At 69.1% G+C, this 18693-nt stretch carries 14 protein-coding genes; 1 reads left to right on the top strand and 13 read right to left on the bottom strand.

The window, feature by feature from the left end; all coding sequences use genetic code 11:
• Window positions 1-130 precede the first annotated feature (130 nt).
• Window positions 131-2257, top strand: a complete 2127-nt coding sequence (locus OG817_RS12655; RefSeq protein WP_406054319.1) for a DUF4157 domain-containing protein — start codon at window positions 131-133, stop codon at window positions 2255-2257.
• Here OG817_RS12655 and OG817_RS12650 read toward each other — a convergent pair.
• From OG817_RS12650 to OG817_RS12590, 13 genes are read right to left on the bottom strand one after another with little or no spacing between them, the layout of a single operon-like run.
• Window positions 2250-5228 (bottom strand): lantibiotic dehydratase, encoded by a 2979-nt coding sequence (locus tag OG817_RS12650; RefSeq protein ID WP_406054317.1) that lies wholly within the window; start codon window positions 5226-5228, stop codon window positions 2250-2252. The genes OG817_RS12655 and OG817_RS12650 overlap by 8 nt on opposite strands.
• On the bottom strand, window positions 5225-6514 hold the full coding sequence (locus OG817_RS12645; RefSeq protein WP_406054315.1) for a lanthionine synthetase C family protein: 1290 nt from the start codon (window positions 6512-6514) through the stop codon (window positions 5225-5227). The genes OG817_RS12650 and OG817_RS12645 overlap by 4 nt, the downstream gene beginning before the upstream one ends.
• Window positions 6487-6849: a hypothetical protein gene (locus OG817_RS12640; protein ID WP_406054313.1), complete on the bottom strand. Its 363-nt coding sequence runs from the start codon at window positions 6847-6849 to the stop codon at window positions 6487-6489. Before OG817_RS12640 ends, OG817_RS12645 begins: the two co-directional genes overlap by 28 nt.
• A complete protein-coding gene (locus OG817_RS12635) occupies window positions 6836-8341 on the bottom strand; it encodes a tail fiber domain-containing protein (protein ID WP_406054311.1) in 1506 nt (501 codons plus the stop codon). Before OG817_RS12635 ends, OG817_RS12640 begins: the two co-directional genes overlap by 14 nt.
• An 18-nt stretch (window positions 8342-8359) precedes the next feature.
• Complete coding sequence (locus OG817_RS12630; protein ID WP_406054309.1) at window positions 8360-8566, bottom strand: hypothetical protein; 207 nt, start codon at window positions 8564-8566, stop codon at window positions 8360-8362.
• 5 nt (window positions 8567-8571) lie between these two features.
• Window positions 8572-10575 (bottom strand): hypothetical protein, encoded by a 2004-nt coding sequence (locus OG817_RS12625; RefSeq protein ID WP_406054307.1) that lies wholly within the window; start codon window positions 10573-10575, stop codon window positions 8572-8574.
• 56 nt (window positions 10576-10631) lie between these two features.
• Window positions 10632-12323 (bottom strand): phage tail protein, encoded by a 1692-nt coding sequence (locus OG817_RS12620; protein WP_406054305.1) that lies wholly within the window; start codon window positions 12321-12323, stop codon window positions 10632-10634.
• 1 nt (window position 12324) lies between these two features.
• Window positions 12325-14544: a putative baseplate assembly protein gene (locus tag OG817_RS12615; RefSeq protein ID WP_406054303.1), complete on the bottom strand. Its 2220-nt coding sequence runs from the start codon at window positions 14542-14544 to the stop codon at window positions 12325-12327.
• The gene (locus OG817_RS12610; protein WP_406054301.1) at window positions 14544-14930 is read right to left on the bottom strand and encodes a GPW/gp25 family protein; all 387 of its coding nucleotides are present in this window, start codon (window positions 14928-14930) and stop codon (window positions 14544-14546) included. The genes OG817_RS12615 and OG817_RS12610 overlap by 1 nt, the downstream gene beginning before the upstream one ends.
• The gene (locus OG817_RS12605; RefSeq protein WP_406054299.1) at window positions 14927-15274 is read right to left on the bottom strand and encodes a hypothetical protein; all 348 of its coding nucleotides are present in this window, start codon (window positions 15272-15274) and stop codon (window positions 14927-14929) included. Before OG817_RS12605 ends, OG817_RS12610 begins: the two co-directional genes overlap by 4 nt.
• A 16-nt stretch (window positions 15275-15290) precedes the next feature.
• Entirely contained in the window at window positions 15291-16874 is a 1584-nt protein-coding gene (locus tag OG817_RS12600) for a phage baseplate assembly protein V (RefSeq protein WP_406054297.1), read from the bottom strand.
• A complete protein-coding gene (locus tag OG817_RS12595) occupies window positions 16871-17665 on the bottom strand; it encodes a LysM peptidoglycan-binding domain-containing protein (protein WP_406054295.1) in 795 nt (264 codons plus the stop codon). The genes OG817_RS12600 and OG817_RS12595 overlap by 4 nt, the downstream gene beginning before the upstream one ends.
• Before the next feature lies 1 nt (window position 17666).
• A complete protein-coding gene (locus OG817_RS12590; RefSeq protein ID WP_406054293.1) occupies window positions 17667-18605 on the bottom strand; it encodes a DUF4157 domain-containing protein in 939 nt (312 codons plus the stop codon).
• Between the last annotated feature and the right edge of the window lie 88 nt (window positions 18606-18693).

The raw sequence follows: 18693 nt of genomic DNA, 5'->3' as shown, positions 1-18693 counted from the left end.
GGCAGCGCATTGGCAACTCCCCGCAAGCTCGATCCTCCATTTGCAGCGCAAGATCGGCAATCAGAGCGTCCGGCGCCTACTGCAAGCAGACGTAGGCGATCCGGGGACGTCCGGCCTCGCGGTGAGCCGCGTGGACGATCCGAGCGAAGTGGATGCGGATCGCCGGACGGAGCAGATCCTCGGCACCGAGCCGCTCGGCGACGGCAATCAGTCGGCAACTCTCACGGCGCCGCCTGGTGGATCGACCGCCGCGACAGGTGCGCCGCTACCGGCCTCGACACGCGCGTTCTTCGAGCCGAGGCTGGGCGCAGGGCTCGGGCAAGTCCGCATCCACAGTGGTCCGCGGAGCGCTGAGTCGGCGGCACGCCTCGGTGCGCGCGCGTACACCGTCGGCAACAACATCGTCTTCGGGCGTGGGCAATACGCGCCGGGTGCCGCCGGTCAGCGGCTTCTCGCGCATGAGCTTGTGCACGTGACGCAGCAACAAAGGCAGCCCGGCGCGCCCATCCGCCGACAAGTCGCACCCCCGGGCGCACCGGTGCAGACCTTCGCCGACACGCTCGACTACGACCGCATCGCGAAAGACGTGCGGAAGGGCGTCGAAGGCTGGGGCACGGACGAAGAAGGCGTATACCGCGCCCTGCAACGCGTCGGTCGTGATCCGGAAGCGGTCAAACGCCTCCAGGACAAGTACCGGCAGAGGTACAAGGCCGAGCTCGTCGCCGACATCCGCGACGACTTCAGCGGCAGCGAGCTCGAGTACGCGCTCCAGCTGATCAACCTCGGCGACCCCACCAGCGACCAGGCGATCCTGGCCGGGCCGCCGACGACCGATGCCGAGCTGCTCAGCGCCGCACAACGCCTCCGCAAAGCGGTGGAACCTGACGGCACCGACGAGGAGGCCGTGTACGCCGTACTCCTCCCGTTCGGCCGCCAGCTCCAGCTGCTCAACAAGCTCAAGCGCCAGTACGCCAAGGTCTACAACGAGGGACTGGCGGACCGGATTCGCTCGGAGATGAGCGGTTCGGAACAGGACTACGCCCTCTGGTTGCTCGGGGAGCAACCGATCGAGCGCAACGACAAGGGCGCCGAGGCCAAGGCCCGGGACGTGCTGGCGTTCATCAAGGCCGAGGCCGCTGCCCGCGCCAAGACCCCGGGCAGCATCGACACGTCATCGAAGTTCTACCAGCGACTGTCGACGAAGTACCTCGTGGACTACTTCGCCTCCCCCACCGCGGCTCGCGGCAAGGAAGCCGCCGAGGAGCGGATCGGCGCCGCGCTCGAGGGAGCGACCGCGGTCGTCGGCGGCCGCCAAAGGCTAGTGGTGCGAGTGAAGGGCGGCGCGTGGCGTCTGCCCACGAGTGAATGGGAGGTCAAGGCGATCACCTGGCTGAACGGACAGCAACTGCCGGCCCAGCTCGGCCGGCTCAAGGCGCTGCCGATGTTCGCCAACATCCTTGCCCTGCCGACGAAGCTCGGTGCCGCGACCGACATTCTCGGCAAGGAGAACACCGACAAGCTCGGCTACCTCGACATACCGTTCCTGATCGGCGCCGCCAACACCGAGATCGCCGACTTCGACGCCGACGTCCTCGGTGGCGGCAAGAACATCTCCCAGCTCATGCACTGGGCCACCGGGGTCAAGTACGCCGCTCAGAACCAGCTCGGACTGCGCGAGCTCTTCCTGGCCTACGAGCTGTGGCACCTCGAAGGTTTCGAGGTGTTCGGGCAGGACGCGATCAACGACATGATCGCCGAGAACCAGGGCCGAATGCTCGGTGCGGAGTTGCTCAAGGGCAGCGCCGGCGCACTCAAGCAGGCATCCGACCTTGAGCCGTTCCTCAACACCTCGTTCCGCGAGTCCCGCGCCTGGGTCGGGGCCCTGCTGCGGTACCGGCGCGACCAGCTCGACCGGTGGATCACCGCCAAGCAGCAGCAGCCCGCCAGCTTCCACTACATGAACAAGGCCGACATCTGGCACTCCCTCACCGTCTACCAGCAGCTGGCCGACGGCGCGAGCATCGAGGACGTGAAGGCCTCCTCGATCGTGAACGCCGCGATCGAGATCTACACGTTGCTGTACGAGGCCGACGAGTGGGAGAAGGCGAACGGCCCGATCGTCCTGACCCAGCTGGAGAAGGCGCTGATCCAGGGCAAGCTCGACACGATCCTCGCGATCATGGCGAAGGCCGAGGTCGGGAAGGCGTCGACCGGGGATCTGCTGAAGGCGAAGTCGAACATCGACGACCTCAAGTAGGAGGGCGGTAGGCGGCCAGCGAGCGGAGGGTACGGACGAGGAGTCCGAGGGTCAGCTGTTCGGTGGCGTGATCGAGTCCGAGGCGGTTGGCGTGGAGGTGGACGAGGCTGGGAGCCAACTCCTCGGGTGACTGCAGTCCGATGCCGTCGGTCCAGTAAGACTGCAGGGATTCGACGAGGGGTCGTAGCGCGGCCCGGCGCCGGGCCAGCACCGCCTCGATGGTGTCGCCGGCCTTGTCCCAGCCGGCCTTGTCCCAGGCGCCCTGTAGCAGAGCCCTCATCTGGTCCTTGCGTTCGCGGAACCTTGGGCCTGCCGAGGTCTCCCGACCGGCAAGTGCGCTGGCCCATCGTGCTCGCTCGGCGTCGTCCTGGCCGGTCAGCGATGCCAGCAAGTCGGCGATGCTGACCAGCCCGAGCTCGTCGCGACTCAGCTGCCTGGTCGCTCGCAGCAGGTCGCGGACGGCCGCGCTGTCACAACAGGCGATCGCCTCGCATACCGCGGTTGTCTCAGGGCCGCCGTAGCGTGCGATCTCGCGTTCGTAGGTGCTGAGCTCGAGACGGGTCCGCGCTCCGGATCCGATGGCATACGCCGCCCATCGGGTCACCTCGGGCAGGACGCGTTCGACGAGAACGGCGGGGTCGCCGTGGAGACGCAGGCGCAGTTGGCGGTCGGGGTCGGAGTACCGGACGAAGAACCAGCCGTCGGCGTCGCCGCGCTGGACCATCCCGTCGGCCAGGTCTCCGAGGGAACCGATGAGGAGCTCGTCCTCTGTCCGTTGGGGGCCGTCGAGCGCGAGGTAGAGCCAGTCGGACCCCGGCGGGCGCAGGCGGTGCGAGTCCTGCTGTCTCGGCAAGGTTCGAGCCTTCATCCGTGGGACAGGACGCGAGCGCACAAGGGGTACGACGAACTCCGTCATCAGCAGGCCGCGCGGACCGGGGAGCCAGCCATCGTCGGGTCCGGGCAGCGCCTCTTGAACGGTCAGCGAATGCGGACCGATCGCCGCGCGCAGCTGTGCCTGGTGCGAGCAGTCGTCCAGGTCCAGGAGCAGACGGTTGTCGCCGCTGGCGAGATAGACCAGTCGCGGGACACGCCATTCCGTCCGCCAGGCCTCGAACCGCTCGGCATCACGAGGGCTCAGCCGCCACTGCGCCGGCGACAGCACCACCCGGCCGTGGCGGACGCGCGGCAGGAACGGCATCCCGCTCATCGCGCCCCAGTCGAAATCCGAGAGGTACGTCGTACCGTCCGTCGTCAATTCCAGCAACGCCCGACAGACCGGCGGCGCTGCGGCTGGATTGAGCATGTGTCCCGCGGTGAGGACGAGCTGTCGATCCACCGCGTCCCACCACACCCGGAACCGGCCGTCCACCAATCCCACCGACAGCTCGTCCACCTGCACGACCCGATCGGACGGAAGCGTCGGCGCGACGCCGACCGGTAGCTCGTACTCCCTCACCATCGGACGCACGGCGACGTTCGCCGTCCGAGCCCGCAACGGCCGATAGACCAGCTCAGCCACCACCTCGTCGCCACTGCGCACTGTGGCCTCCTCGGCAGCCACCTCGTCCAGCAACTCGCGCGCCTCCGCTCCGAGCAGGTCCGCGAACCGCCCGAGCCCCCGCCCAGCCTCCTGCGCACCAAGATTCGGACCGACCACCAACAGGTAGTCACCCCGGTCGATCGCCGCGCGGTTGCTGGCGGCAACAAAAACACTCAGCTCAACCGACACCGGCAGGCGTTCGGCATCCACAACCCCACCCGACAGCCGCTCGATCAGCTGCTCATCAAGCACCACCTCACGGCTGCCATCACGAATCGCCTCAGCGGCCAGCTCTCGCAGCACCTCCACTCGTCCGGCCGATCCCCCGGAATCTCCATCCCCACGGTGAGCCGACGGCAGCCCGAGCCCAAACCGCGGATCAAGCAGCTCGAGCAGCGGCACCCGGCCGTCGGCCCCGTACCGCCGATAAAACGCCGCCCGGTAACCGGCCAGCCGCGTCCACCCAGGGTTCGGATGCAGGCGGAACAGCAGGTCGGCCGCGCGGCAGACGTCGTCGGCGACCGCCATGCCCACCCCGGTCCGGGACAGCGGTAGGCCCGTATCCACTTGTAGGTCAGCCCCACGATCCTGGATCGCCGCCAGGACCGCCCTGGCGTCGCCGAGTGCTGCGGTGGCGGTGGTCGCGTCGGCGAGGTCAACCCGGCGACAGGCCGCGCCCACCTCCATCAACTGCTCCACCTCAGCCGCCTGGGTCACGTTGAGCTCGCTCAGTACCCGCGCCAACGGGTCGCCGATCAGGGAGGGGCGCAACGCCGGGAGCAGGAACTGCTGCTCGGACAGTCCACTCAGGAGGCGGTCTACCTTCGCGGGTGTCGCAGCTGGGCTCTCGGCGAGGAGGTGCCGGCGTAGCTCAGCGGTGGACATCCCCTTCCCGCGAGCGAGTGCTAGTGCCCGGCGGACCACCGGGGTCGCGCGCACTGACACGTCCGGTCCGGAGCGGACTCCGCCGGTGCCTGGATCGGCCAGGTAGACCCTGCCCGCGTGCTCGAACGCACACGTGTTGGCGTACACGCGCAGGCCCCGGCCCAACTCCTCAATCGCTTCCGACAACCATTGCATGTCCGGTCGAGTACGCGTGGGCCGACGTACCGAACCAACCTCGAGGTCCGTGCGCTCAGCCCAGCTGGCCAGGCCCAGCGCGGCGAAAGCGCCGAACGGGGTGGGGCGGGTAGCGGCTCGGATCAGGTAACGCTGCTGGGCGGCCAGGGCGGCTGGTGGGGCCTTGGCAGGCGACGCGGCCGAGGCCAGCGCGGCGGTCAGGTCCGGTGAGGCGACTGCTAGGGCGAACTCGACCTCGGGGTCGGCCAGCCAACGTTCGGCGTCGAAGTCGGTGCCGAGGTCGGCGAAGGTCGTGGCTGGTAGCAGCGGTGCACGGACGACGAGGCCGCTGAGCACCCGGTAGTTGCTCATGACAGGAGGAACATTCGGTCCCAGGCGTTCTCGCCCGGCAGGTCGAGCAACGCGAGCGCGATCCCGGGGGCGCCGTCCAGCAGTCCCGGATGATCCACGAGTACGCCGCCGGGCTCGATCCCGCGCACGCCGAGCAACGAGTCCGGGTCGTAGGTCGCGGCGATGTCGGCGGCCAACTTCTCGGCGGTGCCGTCGAGCGCGGGGTCGGAGAGATCGACGGCGAACCGACGCAGTACCTGAAGCAGTCCAGCGCTTCCGTGGCAGAACGTTGGCGTCTCCAACCACCACTGCTCCGGACGCCGCCGCGCAATCCCACGGATCGTCTCGGCCGCAAGCTCACGCCAATCGCTCCGCCCCAGCGCAGTCCCCGCCAACCAAAGACTCCGCGACACCCCAACCGCCCCGTAACACCATGCCGCTCGACCGGGCTCCTCTCCGCCCACTTCAAGATCCGCGGGATCCAGGGCGACGGCATCAGGCCAGTCGGGTGTGCCGCCTGACGTGGTTTGATGGGCGACCAGCCAGTCGGCGGTCAGTTCGACCGCCTGCTTGGTTTGGGGGACCTCGACACCGGCTAGGAGTGCGAGTGAGAGGAGCGCCAGTGGACCCGGAGCGCCGTGGGCCAGGCCGCAGTTGTGGTGGCCGTTCAGGTATGTCGTCCGCAGGGTCCCGGCCGTCAGCTCGAAGGGGGTGTGCCAGCGCCGAGGGTGGCTGTCATCTGCCAGCAGCCGAGCCAGGCCGGAGAGTGCCTGGATCAGGGGCTCGTCGTCGCCGCCGTGAGCGTGCCGGGCAAGTAGGTAGACGCCCACCCCGGTCAGCCCGGAGACGAGATCGTGTTCGCCGGCTGCGCATCCGTCCGCGCCGGCCAACCGGTCGGCGGCTTCCTCGACGTACGGCGACAGCGTGACGTCAACCGTCTTCAGCAAGCGCCCGTACCGCGGTCGACCCGCCGCGAGCTGGACCGCCGCAAACCCGACCCCGGTCAGACCCGAGAACAGCGACAGGTCATAGGGTTCGGCCGCCGCCGAAGCCGCCGCGAGGTGCTGGTGTCCCCTCCGGTCCCAGCCCTGGTCAGGGAACCGGCGGTCGAACTCTGCGCAGAGCAACGCGGTCCCGGCCGACCCGTGCGCCAAGCTCGCCGGTCGCCAGGGCAGCAGGGCGGCGTACTGCGACTGCCTCGCCGACGCCTCGATCGCGTCGGCCAGCACGGCCAGGTCAGTGACCCTGATGGCGACGCGTTCGGCAACCTCTGCCGCGATCACGGCTCGTGGCAATTCGATCGGCACGTGAAGCAGTGCGTGTTCGCGAAGGTCTGGCAGACACCACACGTCTCCTGGCAGGTGGCATGACAGGTATCGGGGCACGTCGCACGACAGGTGTCGGGGCACGTCGCGCGACAGGTATTGGGGCAGGTTGCGTGACAGGTATTGGGACATGTGGCCGGGCAGGTTGCGTGGCACGTGTTCGGGCACGTCGCGTTCTGGGTGTTGCAGGTCTCGTTGGGGATGTCGCGGCCGGTCGGCAGGTACAGAACAATGTTCTGCGGACCGCCCAGCTCGCCGAACGCCAGGTCGAGATCGAACTCGTCGAACTCGGCGGCGAGCTCTTCACCCGCGGTCATCGTCGCCGTCCTCCACCGCCCCGTCCTCCAGGCCGGTCACCCGCGCGGACAGCGCCTCGGTCGCGGCCCGCAGCTCGTTGACCGCACCCACGAGTACGCCGGCCAGCCCGGAGTAGTCCACCGCCATCAGTCCGTCCGGTCCCATCGGTACGACGAGCTCCGGGAACGACAAGGCGACGTCCTGCGCGACGATCCCCGCGTGCCGAGTCTCGTCGCCGGTCCCGGCCCGGACAAAGTTCACCGCGCGGACGTCGGCCAGCCGGTCGAGTACACCGACGTACTCCCGGACGTCCGACTTGACCCGCAGATCGGACGGGTTGCAGAACACGGTCGCGCAAATGGTGCCGGCGGCATCGATCGCGAACTGAGGATTGGATTTGTTGACGCCCACCCGGCCCTGGACGAAGACGTTGTGAGAGACCGTGAGATCCGATCCGAGCTGGGCATCGGCGCTCACCGAGAGCTTCGTCAGCTGGGCGTCACCACTCGCGGTGAGCGTGGTCACCTCGGCCTCACCGTTGACGGTCAGCGCGGTCACCGTCGCACTCAGACCCCGAAGCTCTCCTGCCGCGGTGAGGTGACCGTCCAGCGCCAGACTTCCGGCCACCGCAAGGTCGCCGCCCGCAGTCAGGTTCGCTCCCACGGACAGGTCGCTGTCGAGCTGGACCCCGGCGGCCACCGTCAGGCCCGCGGCGAGCGACGTCGACCCACTGACGCGAAGGCCCGCCGCGAGATCGACTTCGCCAGTGCCCAGGACCGAGAGAGCCCGCCGACTGGGTCCGGTCGGCGCCATGACGTTGAGGTCCGCCCCGCCATCGGTGCGAGCGGCGAGCTCAGCAGTAGGCAGCTGCGTCACTGCCGATCCCGTCGCTTCGAGGCTGGGCATGCGGAGCTCGACACGGCTCGCGGGAGCCGAGACGAACCGACGCGCCCCGGGCTGGAGACCATCGACGACTCCCCCGGCGCCCAAGCTGACCGCTGCAAGCACGAGTTGCAGACCGTCGTCCACGAACGTCGCCGGGTCCACGAGCCGCAACCACGGAGCCTGGTGCAGCACCAAGAGTCCGGTGGTCGACTCCTCGACCTCCCGCCAGGTGATCGTGAACAGCAGGTCGCCGGCCAGATCGGTGGTCTCGAAGGTGATCCCGGTCGACGCCACCTGTACGGTCGGGATGTTCTGTACGCCGGTCGGGCCCACGAACGGATCGACGATCGCGAAGCCGCCCTCGGCCAGTACGACGATGTGCCCGTCCAGATCGACCGCGACGCCGGGGGCCAGCGTGATCCCGGTCGACCCCATGGTCGCGGACACCTGCAGCCCGCCGGCCACGCCGTACCCGTACAGGGCCGCGTTCCGCGCCGCGTCCGCGGCCAGCAGATATCCCTCGACATCGGTCCGCGACTCCGCGCGCGACGTCATCCCTGACCGCGGTGTCGGATTCGGGCCACTGACGTTCCAGTACTGCGTCCGCACCAGGCCGGTGATACCCATCGATCTCTCCTCTCGCGCCTACCGAACCCTCAGCACCCGCTCGTCCAGCTCGGTCTCTTCCGGTACGTCGGCCAGCTCCTGGAGCACCTGGATCGCCCCGCTGATCCGCAGCAACGTCTCCCGCAACGCCGACTCCTGCTGAAGCAGCTCCCGCAACTGCCCCTCACCCAGCGCATACTCCCGCCGCAGCTCCCCCAACCGCGCCTGCAACCGCTCATCACTCATCGCCATCACTCCGTCGACTCGTTGCCGGCAGCAACCGGCTGGCCAAACAGCTCCTGCTCGAGCGCCGCGCCGTACAGCTCCGGGTGCAGGAAGGGAACGTCCTGGGTCCCCGGTTTCGGCGTCTCGGGGACGATCCGGTGGGCGTTGGCCCACGGGTCCTGTCGTACGCCGGTGACCAGCCAGTGCACCGTGACTCGGCCAGGATCCGACCGGACCTGCCACCGGTGGCCCGAGATCTCCCCGACCACCGTGACGTGCGGCTTTTCCCTGCCCACTGGGGTCAGCGTGCACGTGACGTCGCGGTTCAGGGCCTCGAAGTACGGCGGCAGTTCGATCCACCCGAAGCCGCCGAGGTCGGTGACGAGCTTGCCGGCGTAGATGTTCAGCATCTCCGGCGACTCGACGAAAGAGTGCGACAGGTACTTGCCGGCCGGATCGACCGGATGGTCGATGGTGAATCCGCCGCCGGACTTCGACAGCGTGCCGTTGACCCTGACATCGCCTTCGAACTGCCCAGCCCAGAGCTGGCCGGTCGAGCGGATGCCGATGTCACCGCTGGCCTCCACACCCACACCCTGGAACAAGATCGGGATGGGGAAGGGCCCAGGGCCCCCACCCGGCCGGCTGATCCGGCCGGCGGCACGAATCGCGGTGAACCCGTCGACGTGCAGCCGGGCCGCCGTTGCGCCGGCGCCGATGCCAATACCCACGCCGGCACCGGCTGTGTCCATCACGATGCCCCAGCCCGCGCCGTTCGCACCGTAGAAGCCGACGTGCGTGTCGTCGAGCATACCCACGAAGCCCCGGTCGGCGTCCTGGTGGAACCAGATCCCAGCGGAGAAGGTCCCGTTCGACCGCACCCGCATTCGGCGGAACACGTCCAGGCCGACGCCGTCGGAGCTTGCTGCCGCGACCGCCCCGGGCCGGACCTTGAGCACATCTTCGTGCGACCACAGGCGGGCTTCGCCGGCCTTGGCATACCAGACCCAGCGCTGACCGCTCTCGGGGGTCTCGACAAACGAGCTCATCTCGCGGTCGGAGAACGAGTACCCGCCTCCGGGACCACCGCTGTGTACTTCGGTCCCCTCGATATGCACGTCCCGCGCCGATGCCGCGTCGCCGAGCCCAACGGCGAGCATGCCGGTCCGAACCGGTCCCCCGACCAGCAACTCCCCCGCGACCGAGACAGCAGCTCCGACCGACAGGGTGCTGCCGACCGTCGCAGCGCCGTCGGCCGTTAGCGACGCGGCCGTCAGAGCGCCGGAGAGCCGAGCGTCACCAGAGTCGGCCGACACCCGTAACGCAGGTATTGCACCGGCTAGCAGCTCTAGTAGGACATCGCCGTTCGGCTCTGCGCCGAGTGTCGCGACCGGAGCTTGGCCGACCGATCCGACCGTTGAGTGCGGTGCTCGGAGCTCGACGCGTCCTGTCGGGGAAGCTGTGAGTCGTCGCAGGCCCGGGGCCAGGCTGGTGACCAGGCCGGCGGCGCTCAGTTCCAGGCTGGCCAGGACTATTTGCTCGCCGCTGTCTGGGAATGTGTTCGCCGGCAGGAGACGCAGCCACGGGGCGTGGAGCAGGGTCGGCGAGTTCCCGCTGTCCCGTTGCACCTCGCGCCACGTCAGCGTCAGCACACAGGACCCAGCCGATCCAGCAGTTGGAAGAACCACGCCGGCCGGGCCGACGGCGACCGTCTCGATGTCGAGGACTGCCGTCGGGTCCACCGCTGGGTCTGTCACCGCGACACCCGCCGCGGACAGCACGATCGTCCGGCCGGACGCATCGAACGCTACACCCGGGGACACCGTTACCTCGCCGGCACCAACCGCCGCGGACACCTCGAGCCCTTGCGCGACGCCCCACGTGTGCAAAGCGGAAGCACGTGCGTCCGTCATCGGCAGCAGGTACTCCTCGAGATCGATCAGGCTCTCGCCATGTCCGGTCGCCCCCGCCCGCACCGTGTGCGTCGGGAGGTTCCAGTACTGCGTCCGCCGTACCAGGCCCTCAACCACCGGACCGCTCCTCGCCGGTCGCTGCCATCTGCTGCCTCCTGAGTCGATGCGTGCGGTCAGAGAATCGAGGTGTTCAGGGTCCAGAGCGTGTGGGCGGGCTTCTGCTCCTCGACGATCGAGCTGATGTTGCCGACCGCCTGGTCGAGCACTCGTTTGCGCTCGGCGGGGTCGTCCGGCAACCGGGACGTGGTGAAGTGGATCGACACGTCGAACTCGAACGGCCGGACCCTGCCCCAGAACGGTTCGAGCCCGGAGGTCTCCGGCTGCCCGGGGTCGCTGACCACCAGCCGGTCGCCGACCGCGGTCATCCCGGTGGGGTACACGAACTCGCCCGGTGCGGTGATCCGAGTGGAGGCCGCCGGTTTCGCAGTCAGGTCCACGGTCAGGATCGCGGCGGGCTCGGCCACCGGGCAGATGAACGGATCGGTCGCCGACGGCGCGAAGGGTTTGAGGCCCACGTCCAGCACGTACAGGCGTCCGTCCCGGGTACGCGCCAGTGCCGCCGGCGCGACCAACGGATTGTCCGGCGGCAGCAGGACCGCCTCCCGCCACGGCGTGTTCCTTCGATCCACTCGCAGCAGATTTCCGGGCAGTCCCGCCGCATCGGTCGGCTCCTGGTCGCCGCCGTCCCCGATCAACAGCGTTCCGTCTGCCTCGATCACCATCGACAACGGCTCGACAACCTTGGTCAGCCTGGTGCGAGTAACCGTCGGCGGGTTGGTCGGCCGCACGGTGACCACCGTCGGTCCGGGCGCTTGTGGCGGCCGTCCGCCCCGATCAAGCGCAAGCAGGTCGCCGGTCGCCGGATCTACGGCCAGCGCGACCATCCAGATCGCCGTACCAGCCACCGCCAAGTTCGCCACCTGTGTCGCAGCAACCCCGCGGAAGGGCGCCGGTATGCCGAACAACCGGCCGGTGCGGGTCAACACATAAAGCGTCTCGGGTACTGCGCCCCGCGCCGGAGCCAGCGCGACCGAGACCACGTCCTTCAGGTTGGCGGTATCCGGGGCGAGCGGCGCCGGCCGCGGCGGCACACCCGACAGCTCGTAGCGGCCGGCGGGGTCCAGATGCCATACCCGGCTCGGCAGCTTCACCTGCACCTGCGCCGTATCAGGCAGGCCGATGTCGCCGACGAAGAGACTCCCGTCAGCCCCGGCTGCGACGCACCACGGCCTGGTCAGTCCCTCAGAACGCACGACGCCCGCGATCACCACAGGCCCTTGGGAGACGAGCGCGGTGACCGTGGACAACGCACCGGTCCGCGGTACCACGCTCAACAGCCGCGCACCGTCATCGACGCTCACCCGAGGTCGCGCCTGTCCGACCGCGTAGAGCTCGAGGTACTGGTTCAGCCCTGTCTTGCGGCCGCGCAGCCGGTAAATCTGCGCGATCTCCGCAGTCACCTTGCGGCGCTGGTACTCCTCCCACAACGGGACACCCTGCAGGGTCGGGAACTCCAGCGCCACCCAAGACGCCAACCAGGGCAGGAACTCCGGCGGCGTCGTCCAAGGGTCGAAGAGCCGGTGCAGGTCGGCGATCTCGTCGCTCAGCGCGGGATGGACATGCGTCTTCGAGGGGTCCTTCGGATCTACGTGCTCGAGCAGGATGTCGTCAGACATCCCGGTCGCGATCTTCTCGAAGATCCGCAAGGCCGCTCCGAGGCGGAGGCCGTGCTCCGACTCGTCGACCAGCGGGTCGTCCCGCCACAGCACCGGTGGGAGGTACGCAAGGTAGCTCGACTCGGACATGTCAGACCTGAACCGGAGTGGTCTTGACCAGCTGTGCAGAGTCGGCGGCCGCACAGACCAGCTCGTAGTCGGCCAGCCGTACCGACGCCCCGAACGGCGACAACGCGAACGGCCGCTCGACGTCGCCCTTGTACGCCCCGCCCGGACCGAGCGGCGGGAAGTGGTAAGCGGGCGTGTCAGGCTTCACCTGCAGCACGCTGATGTACCCGAGATCCTCGGTCGGCATCAGCGCGCGGAAGACGTCGGAGGTGAAGACCGGGTCCCCGACGCTCCAGCCCTTGCCGTCCGGCCCGCCGCGGGTGGGGTGGAGGAACTTCTGGATCTTGGCCCGGGTCTCTGCCTCGATCGTGGCCCGGTCGGCGCCCGCGTTCAGCGCTTCCTGCCACACCATGATCTCCACGGTCACGATCACCGGAAGGTACCGCGGCGCCACCACCTCGAGCCGTGCGGTCAGGTCCCGGCGAGCGTCGAGGTACCCCTGGACGAGCCGGATCTGGTCCTGCGTCGGCTCCGGCCGCGGTACGTCGACGTCCCGGTCGGGAGCGATGATCAGGTTGACCGTGCCCGGCGCGCGGACCAGTCCACCGAACGTCCACGGGTCGCCGGCATTCCACGGCGGCGGCTGTCCGGGCGCGTCATCGGTATGGATCCGCGGCGGCAAGCATTTACTGACCCGCAGGTCGATGCTCGCCTCCCGCGCGAGGAACTCGTAGTCGTCGACGGTCACGGCGCGGTACCGGATCCGAAGCTCCTCCGGCGCGCGCCGCATCGTCTCCTCGATCGGTTCCTCGTCACTCCCGTCGCGGGCCGGACCGAGGTTGGTGACCGATCCGATGCCGCTCACCGGGACCCCAGTGGGTGCGGTACCGAAGACGGTGACCTGACTCGGTCCGACGTTCCCGCCGGCCCCGGAGGCAACGTACCGGTAGCGCAGAGCCTGGATCTTGCTGCCCCGAGGTGGAACCGAGCCACTGCCCTTGCCGGACCGCTCGTCGAAGTTGCCGAACCGCACCTCGCCGGCGACCGGGTCGATCCGGTAGACCTCGCCCGCCCCGGTCGGGAACTCGTCGACCAGCGTCCAGTCCTTCCAGTTCGCCGGGTCGGCCGCCGACGCGACTTGGACCACGAGGTCGGCGTACGGCGCGGTCAGGCCCGGCCGGCGGTACAGCGGACGGTTGTGCAAGGCAACGACCTGGAACCTCTGGCCGGTGCTCTCCCCGAGGTCCTCCGCCGCGCGGACCGAGAGCGCGGTCCGGGCCGGGACGGCGTTGAACAGCAGCCGGTCGATCCCGATCGCCAGAGCCGGCGGCGGATCGCCGCCCGCCGACGGGGCAGCGGCCGGCGCGTCGATCAGCACGCCGACCCAGAACAACGGATCGGTGACCTTGTCTACGTCAGCTTCCGGCGTCACGGTCTGCCACGGCCGGGCCGGATCATCGCCCGCGGCCCGCTGGGCCATCCAGTCGGCCGGAACCGTGAGCCGTACCGCGCCGTCGTGCTGGAGGCCCTCGGTCCCATCGCCGGCCGCCGTCACCGGCGGCCACAGCAACGGTTCGACGTCGCCCTTGGAGTAGGTGAACCGCAATGTCGCCGCCCCGGCGGTTCGCGCCGCCTGGTACAGCCGCAGCCCGAGTGCCACCTCAGCCGTCACCGCCCGATCGAACCCGAGGTAGAAGGCGACCGTCTGTCCGGCGGGGACCTCGACCAGGTGGCTCGCGGTGGGCGGGCCGATCAGGTCGGCCGAGGCCTGGTGGTACGTCGCTCGGTTCGCGTCCGCCGCCAACGGCCCCACCCGCAGCGCCGCCTTGAGCGTGGTCGGCAGTACGACCAGCTCCTCATCCGTCTCGAACACGACCGGCCGCCCACCTGCCGGGTCGGACGTCTGCGCCTGCGTCCCGATCGGCACCGTCACGGGAGTCTCGACCGACGAGCCGTACGTCAGGTACGTCCGCGCGGGAGTCGGCGGGTCGCGGGTGATCCCCAGCAGGTTGAGGAACGCGAGATAGTTCTTCTCCGGCGTCTGGTTCAGCCGGTAGATGATGCTCTCGCCGAGCCAGGCGAACAGCTCGATCAACGTAACGCCGAGGTCGGAGGGGTTCTGGTCGGTCCATTGCGGTGCGTACTTCGGGATCAGCGCCCGCATCTCGTCGACGAGTTCCTGCCAGGTCCGGTCGTCCAGGTTGGGCGGCACGATCCGGCCGCCGCGCGATTCGGGAGACATCAGCCACGCTCCAGCAGGAAGGGAAGGACGAGCAGGTGCTCCTGGGCGGTGGCGCGCAGCCGGTACCGGATCTCGATCACCAGCTGCGCCCCATCGACGTCGTTGATCACCTGGACGTCGAGGACGTCGATCCGCGGCTCCCACCGCGTCAGCGCGTCGGTCACGTAATACCCGGCCAGACTGGCGGTGGTCGCGTTGTTGGGCGCGAAGACCAGGCTCTTCAGGTTGGCACCGAAGCCGGGACGCATCACGCGTTCGCCGTACTGCGTGCCGAGAATGATCCGGATCGACTGCTCGACCCGAGCCACACCCGCCGACTCCGCCAGCCCGGTACCGCTGATCCGCAACGGGAACGACAGGCCCCGCCCCAATACCTCGTCGCTCACGGCTTCACCGCCGCACGCAACCGAGCCTGTTTGGCAACCACAACCAGGTTAGGGGGTGGCGGTGCGCCGTCCGTCAGCCCGGCCAGCTTGTCCAGCAGCACGGAGACCTTCCCCACCGTGAGTCTGGACTTCTCGCCGGCCGAGACCGTGCTGACCTTCGTGCAGTGCTTGATGCCGGCGTTCGGGTTGTCCGGGATCGAGCAGGTGAAGGTCTTGTCGGCGAGCCCGGCCAGCAGGACTTCCTTGCCGCCGACCTTGAGCCTGCCGGTGTTGCCGGCCGAGATGTCGAACCCGTGCGAACACCGGATGCTGCTCGCCGTCGTGAGTACGAACGGATCGGTCATCGCGTCCCCTCCTCGTTCACTTCACGTCCACCCCGTCCGAGACCATCGTGATCGCCGTCTTGCCTCCCACTGCCTCGAGCTTGATCTCGCCGCTGGCCTTGATCGCGAGATCGCCGGCCGCGCTGATCGTGAGCGCCGCGGCCCCCACCGTGTCGTCGAAGGTGATGGTGTGCCCGGCCTTGGACTTGAGCACCTTCTTGGCGTTCTTGTCATCGGCGTTGTCGGCCGGCGGCTTCTGCTGCGCGTTCCAGAGCGCGCCCAGCACGTACGGCTTCGACAGGTCGCCGTACTCGAAGGCGACCAGGACCTGGTCCTTCTTGTCGGGCAAGGCGTAGAACCCCGTGCCACTGCCCGCCATCGGCCGGACGCACGGCGCCCAACCGCTCTTGAAGTTGTCGCCCAGCCCGGGGAAGCTCACCTTGACCCGCCCGATCGCCGGCATGGGCTCGCCGGAGAGTACCTCGTTGTTCTCCTCGACCACTCCGAGTACGACGCCGAAGAACTTCTCGCCCTGGTTCGGCGACGGGGTCTCGACCAGCTTCTTGCGCAGCAGCCCTAGCAGGCTCGAGTGCCCGCGCTGGGTGATGGAGAAGTCGGTCCTGAACCCGTTGCCGTCGATCCGGTGCGTCACCTTGCGCACCCGGTAGGTGCCGCTGAACCGCTTCCCCACTCCGGCGATCGTCACGTACCGCCCGGCCGACAGGTCCGGGATGCCGATGCAGGACCCGTTGCCCTCGTAGAGACCTTCCAGCAGGTTCGACAGGATGGCCTTGGCCACGGTGGCGGCCTGGATCGGGTTGCTGATCCCCTCGCGGCGGATCCCCTTGCGCACCAGGGACATCAGTAGCTGCGAAACCGAGGTACCAAGGCGTTCGACCAGGTTGTCCGGGTCGAGGTCCGCGGCCAGCATCGTCACGGTGAGCGCTTGCGCGAGCTCCTGGTTGTAGACCCGGACCTGCTGCACCCCGGCCAGGCCGGTCGCCGAGATCCGTGGGCTGAAGCTGGTCAGGTTCTTCCCCCACTCCAGGACGTGCGCGGACAACTGCGGCCGGGGGAAGTGGAAGTGCAGCCGGTCCCACTCGACGTACACGTCGAAGAAGTACTGGTTCGCGCACGCCTTCAGGAACGCCATGTCGGTCTCGACCTGGACCCGCTCGGCGTGGAACGGCACCGGGTCGACGATCGGGACGAGTCCGTGCTCGGCGGCGATCTCGGCCGCGATCAGGCTGTCGTTGACGTCGGTGCGGGCGCGCGGCGGTGGCGGCGTGTGCCGCAGCCGGTACGACTTGTCGTACCCCGACAGCGTGATCGTCGGCGGCCCGTCGGCCGGGAACGAGGGCTCGATCGCCGCGACCTCGCCGAGGAACGCCGGGACCAGGTCGTGCGCGTACCCGAGGTGGATCTCGACCGTCTTGCCGATATCGAGCAGCGCCGAGTCGAGCAGCTGGTTGTCGTGGTTGCGCAAGGTCAGACTGAACGAGCCGGCCAGGTCCAGGTCGGTCTCGACGGTCAGGCTCAGCACTTGATCGGCCAGCTCGGCCGCCAGCGTCACACCCGACAGTCGGACGTCGAAGCGAGGCGCGTACGGCGGGGCGCTCACGGCGTCCGCCCCGATCCGTCGGGGATCACCAGCGAGACTCCGGGCTTGACCGCGAGCGGGTCGATGATCCCGTTCGCCTGGGCGATCTCGCGCCAGCGCGCCGGGTCGCCGAGGTACGCGCCGGCGATGCCGCTGAGCGTCTCGCCGGCGAGCACCGTGTGCATCGCCGACGCCGCGGACGGGCTGATGGCTTCGACGATCGGGGTCAGCGCGACGTTCATCAGCGCGGATGCGGTCGGCGATCCGATGAACAGGCCCTGGCTGATCTCGAGCGACACGTCGACGTACTCCTGGAGGCGGACCGACATCGTCGAGCGGACCGGCGTACCGTCAGGCGCGAACATCGTAAAGCGCTGGCTGGCATCGGTGAGCACGCAGCGAAACTGCACTCGGCCGAGCGAGAACAGCAGGACCGGCGGGGCGAGCGTCTGCGGCTGCTTGTCGAGCAGCCGGACGATCGGCGCGGTGTGGAGTCGCACGTCGTCCTTCGACTCGTAGGTGTCGAAGAACAGCTCCATCGTCAGGACGCGGTTCTTGCCCCGAACGTACTGCAGTGGGGAGGCGTTCAGCCCGGGGATACCGACCTCGGCGAACTGGTTGCCCTGCTCAACCTTCAGCTCCTCGGGGTTGTACATCACCACGTGTCCGGTGTTGGTCGTGGTGTCGATCAGGACGGCCTTGGCCAGCTCGTTGCCGGCCGGGAGCGGCGCCAGACGTAGCGGAGTCCGCAGGAGGTCGTGGGCCGGCGGTCGGGAGGGTGGGCGGATAGGCCCCTGGACTGGTGCGGCCATGTCAGCCTCCCCGCTCGGAGTCGGTCCGCAACCGGTGCATCAGGTCCTCGATGATCCGCAGCCGCAGCCCCTCGGAGTCGAAGCCCCCAGCCGTCGGCGACGCCTCCGGCCGGTCGGCATCCGCCCGCATCGGCGTTACCGCCATCGGCGTGGTCGAGGCTCTTGTCGCACTGTTGAAGTAACCAGCAGCCGGTAGATCGTTGGACGGAGGCGGATCGCTGTGCCTGCGTGGGAGCTCAACACCGGCGGCTTCGGGAAGGCGCTGGGCCACAAGCTCGGCCCGCGCCGCAGCAGCCTCTTCCGCCGCCACTCCGCCCGGAGTGTTCAGGGGCGCCGCCGCGCCACGGGCGAGCAAGGCAGTCACGTGAGTCGCCTCGTGCGCCAGGAGCCCGAGGCCCTCCGGTGTGTCCGGCCGGAACCGCCCGGACCTCATCTTGACCGTCGTACCCGATGTGACTGCGTCCGCGCGGTGCGACCGGGCATCGGCGTCCGCCTCGGCGTCGATCTGCACCCGCATGCCGTCCGCGCCGGCACCAGCTATCTCGCGGAGCCGGGCGCGGACGTCCACCGGAACGACGTCGGCCGGCCATGCGGCCGTCTGCGGGCCGACGCCCGCAGCAACCGCGTCCGCTCGAGCGGCTGCCGAAGCTGCGGTGGTTCCGGCGGCTGTTGCGGTTCTGCCGGCCGTCGCCCTCTCGCTGTCCTCCCGTGCCGTCGGCCGCTCGCTCGGGAAGCGTCCGCCGGGCTCGGTCCACTCCCCCGCGCCGTCCCATCGCTCGAACCGCTGCGCCCACGACTGGTCGAGCGCATCCAACCTCTGCAGCACCTGAGCGAAACCGGGTTCCCACGAGAAGGTGGCGACATGGCGAAGGCGCAACTGCTCGGCGAACAGCGCCAGCCGTTCCCCGAGCGTCTGCGGACGCCCTGCCGGATCGGTCATCCGTCCCCTCCTAACACCCGTCGCTCAGCTCAGCTCGAGTTGAGCGGACACCTCGCGGACCCACTGGCGGCGCTGGGCATGGTCCAGG

Source organism: Kribbella sp. NBC_00889 (assembly GCF_045207705.1).
In the GTDB taxonomy this organism is placed as follows: domain Bacteria; phylum Actinomycetota; class Actinomycetes; order Propionibacteriales; family Kribbellaceae; genus Kribbella.
Note: the sequence above shows the minus strand (reverse complement) of the source record. Positions and strands in the feature narration are given on the sequence as shown.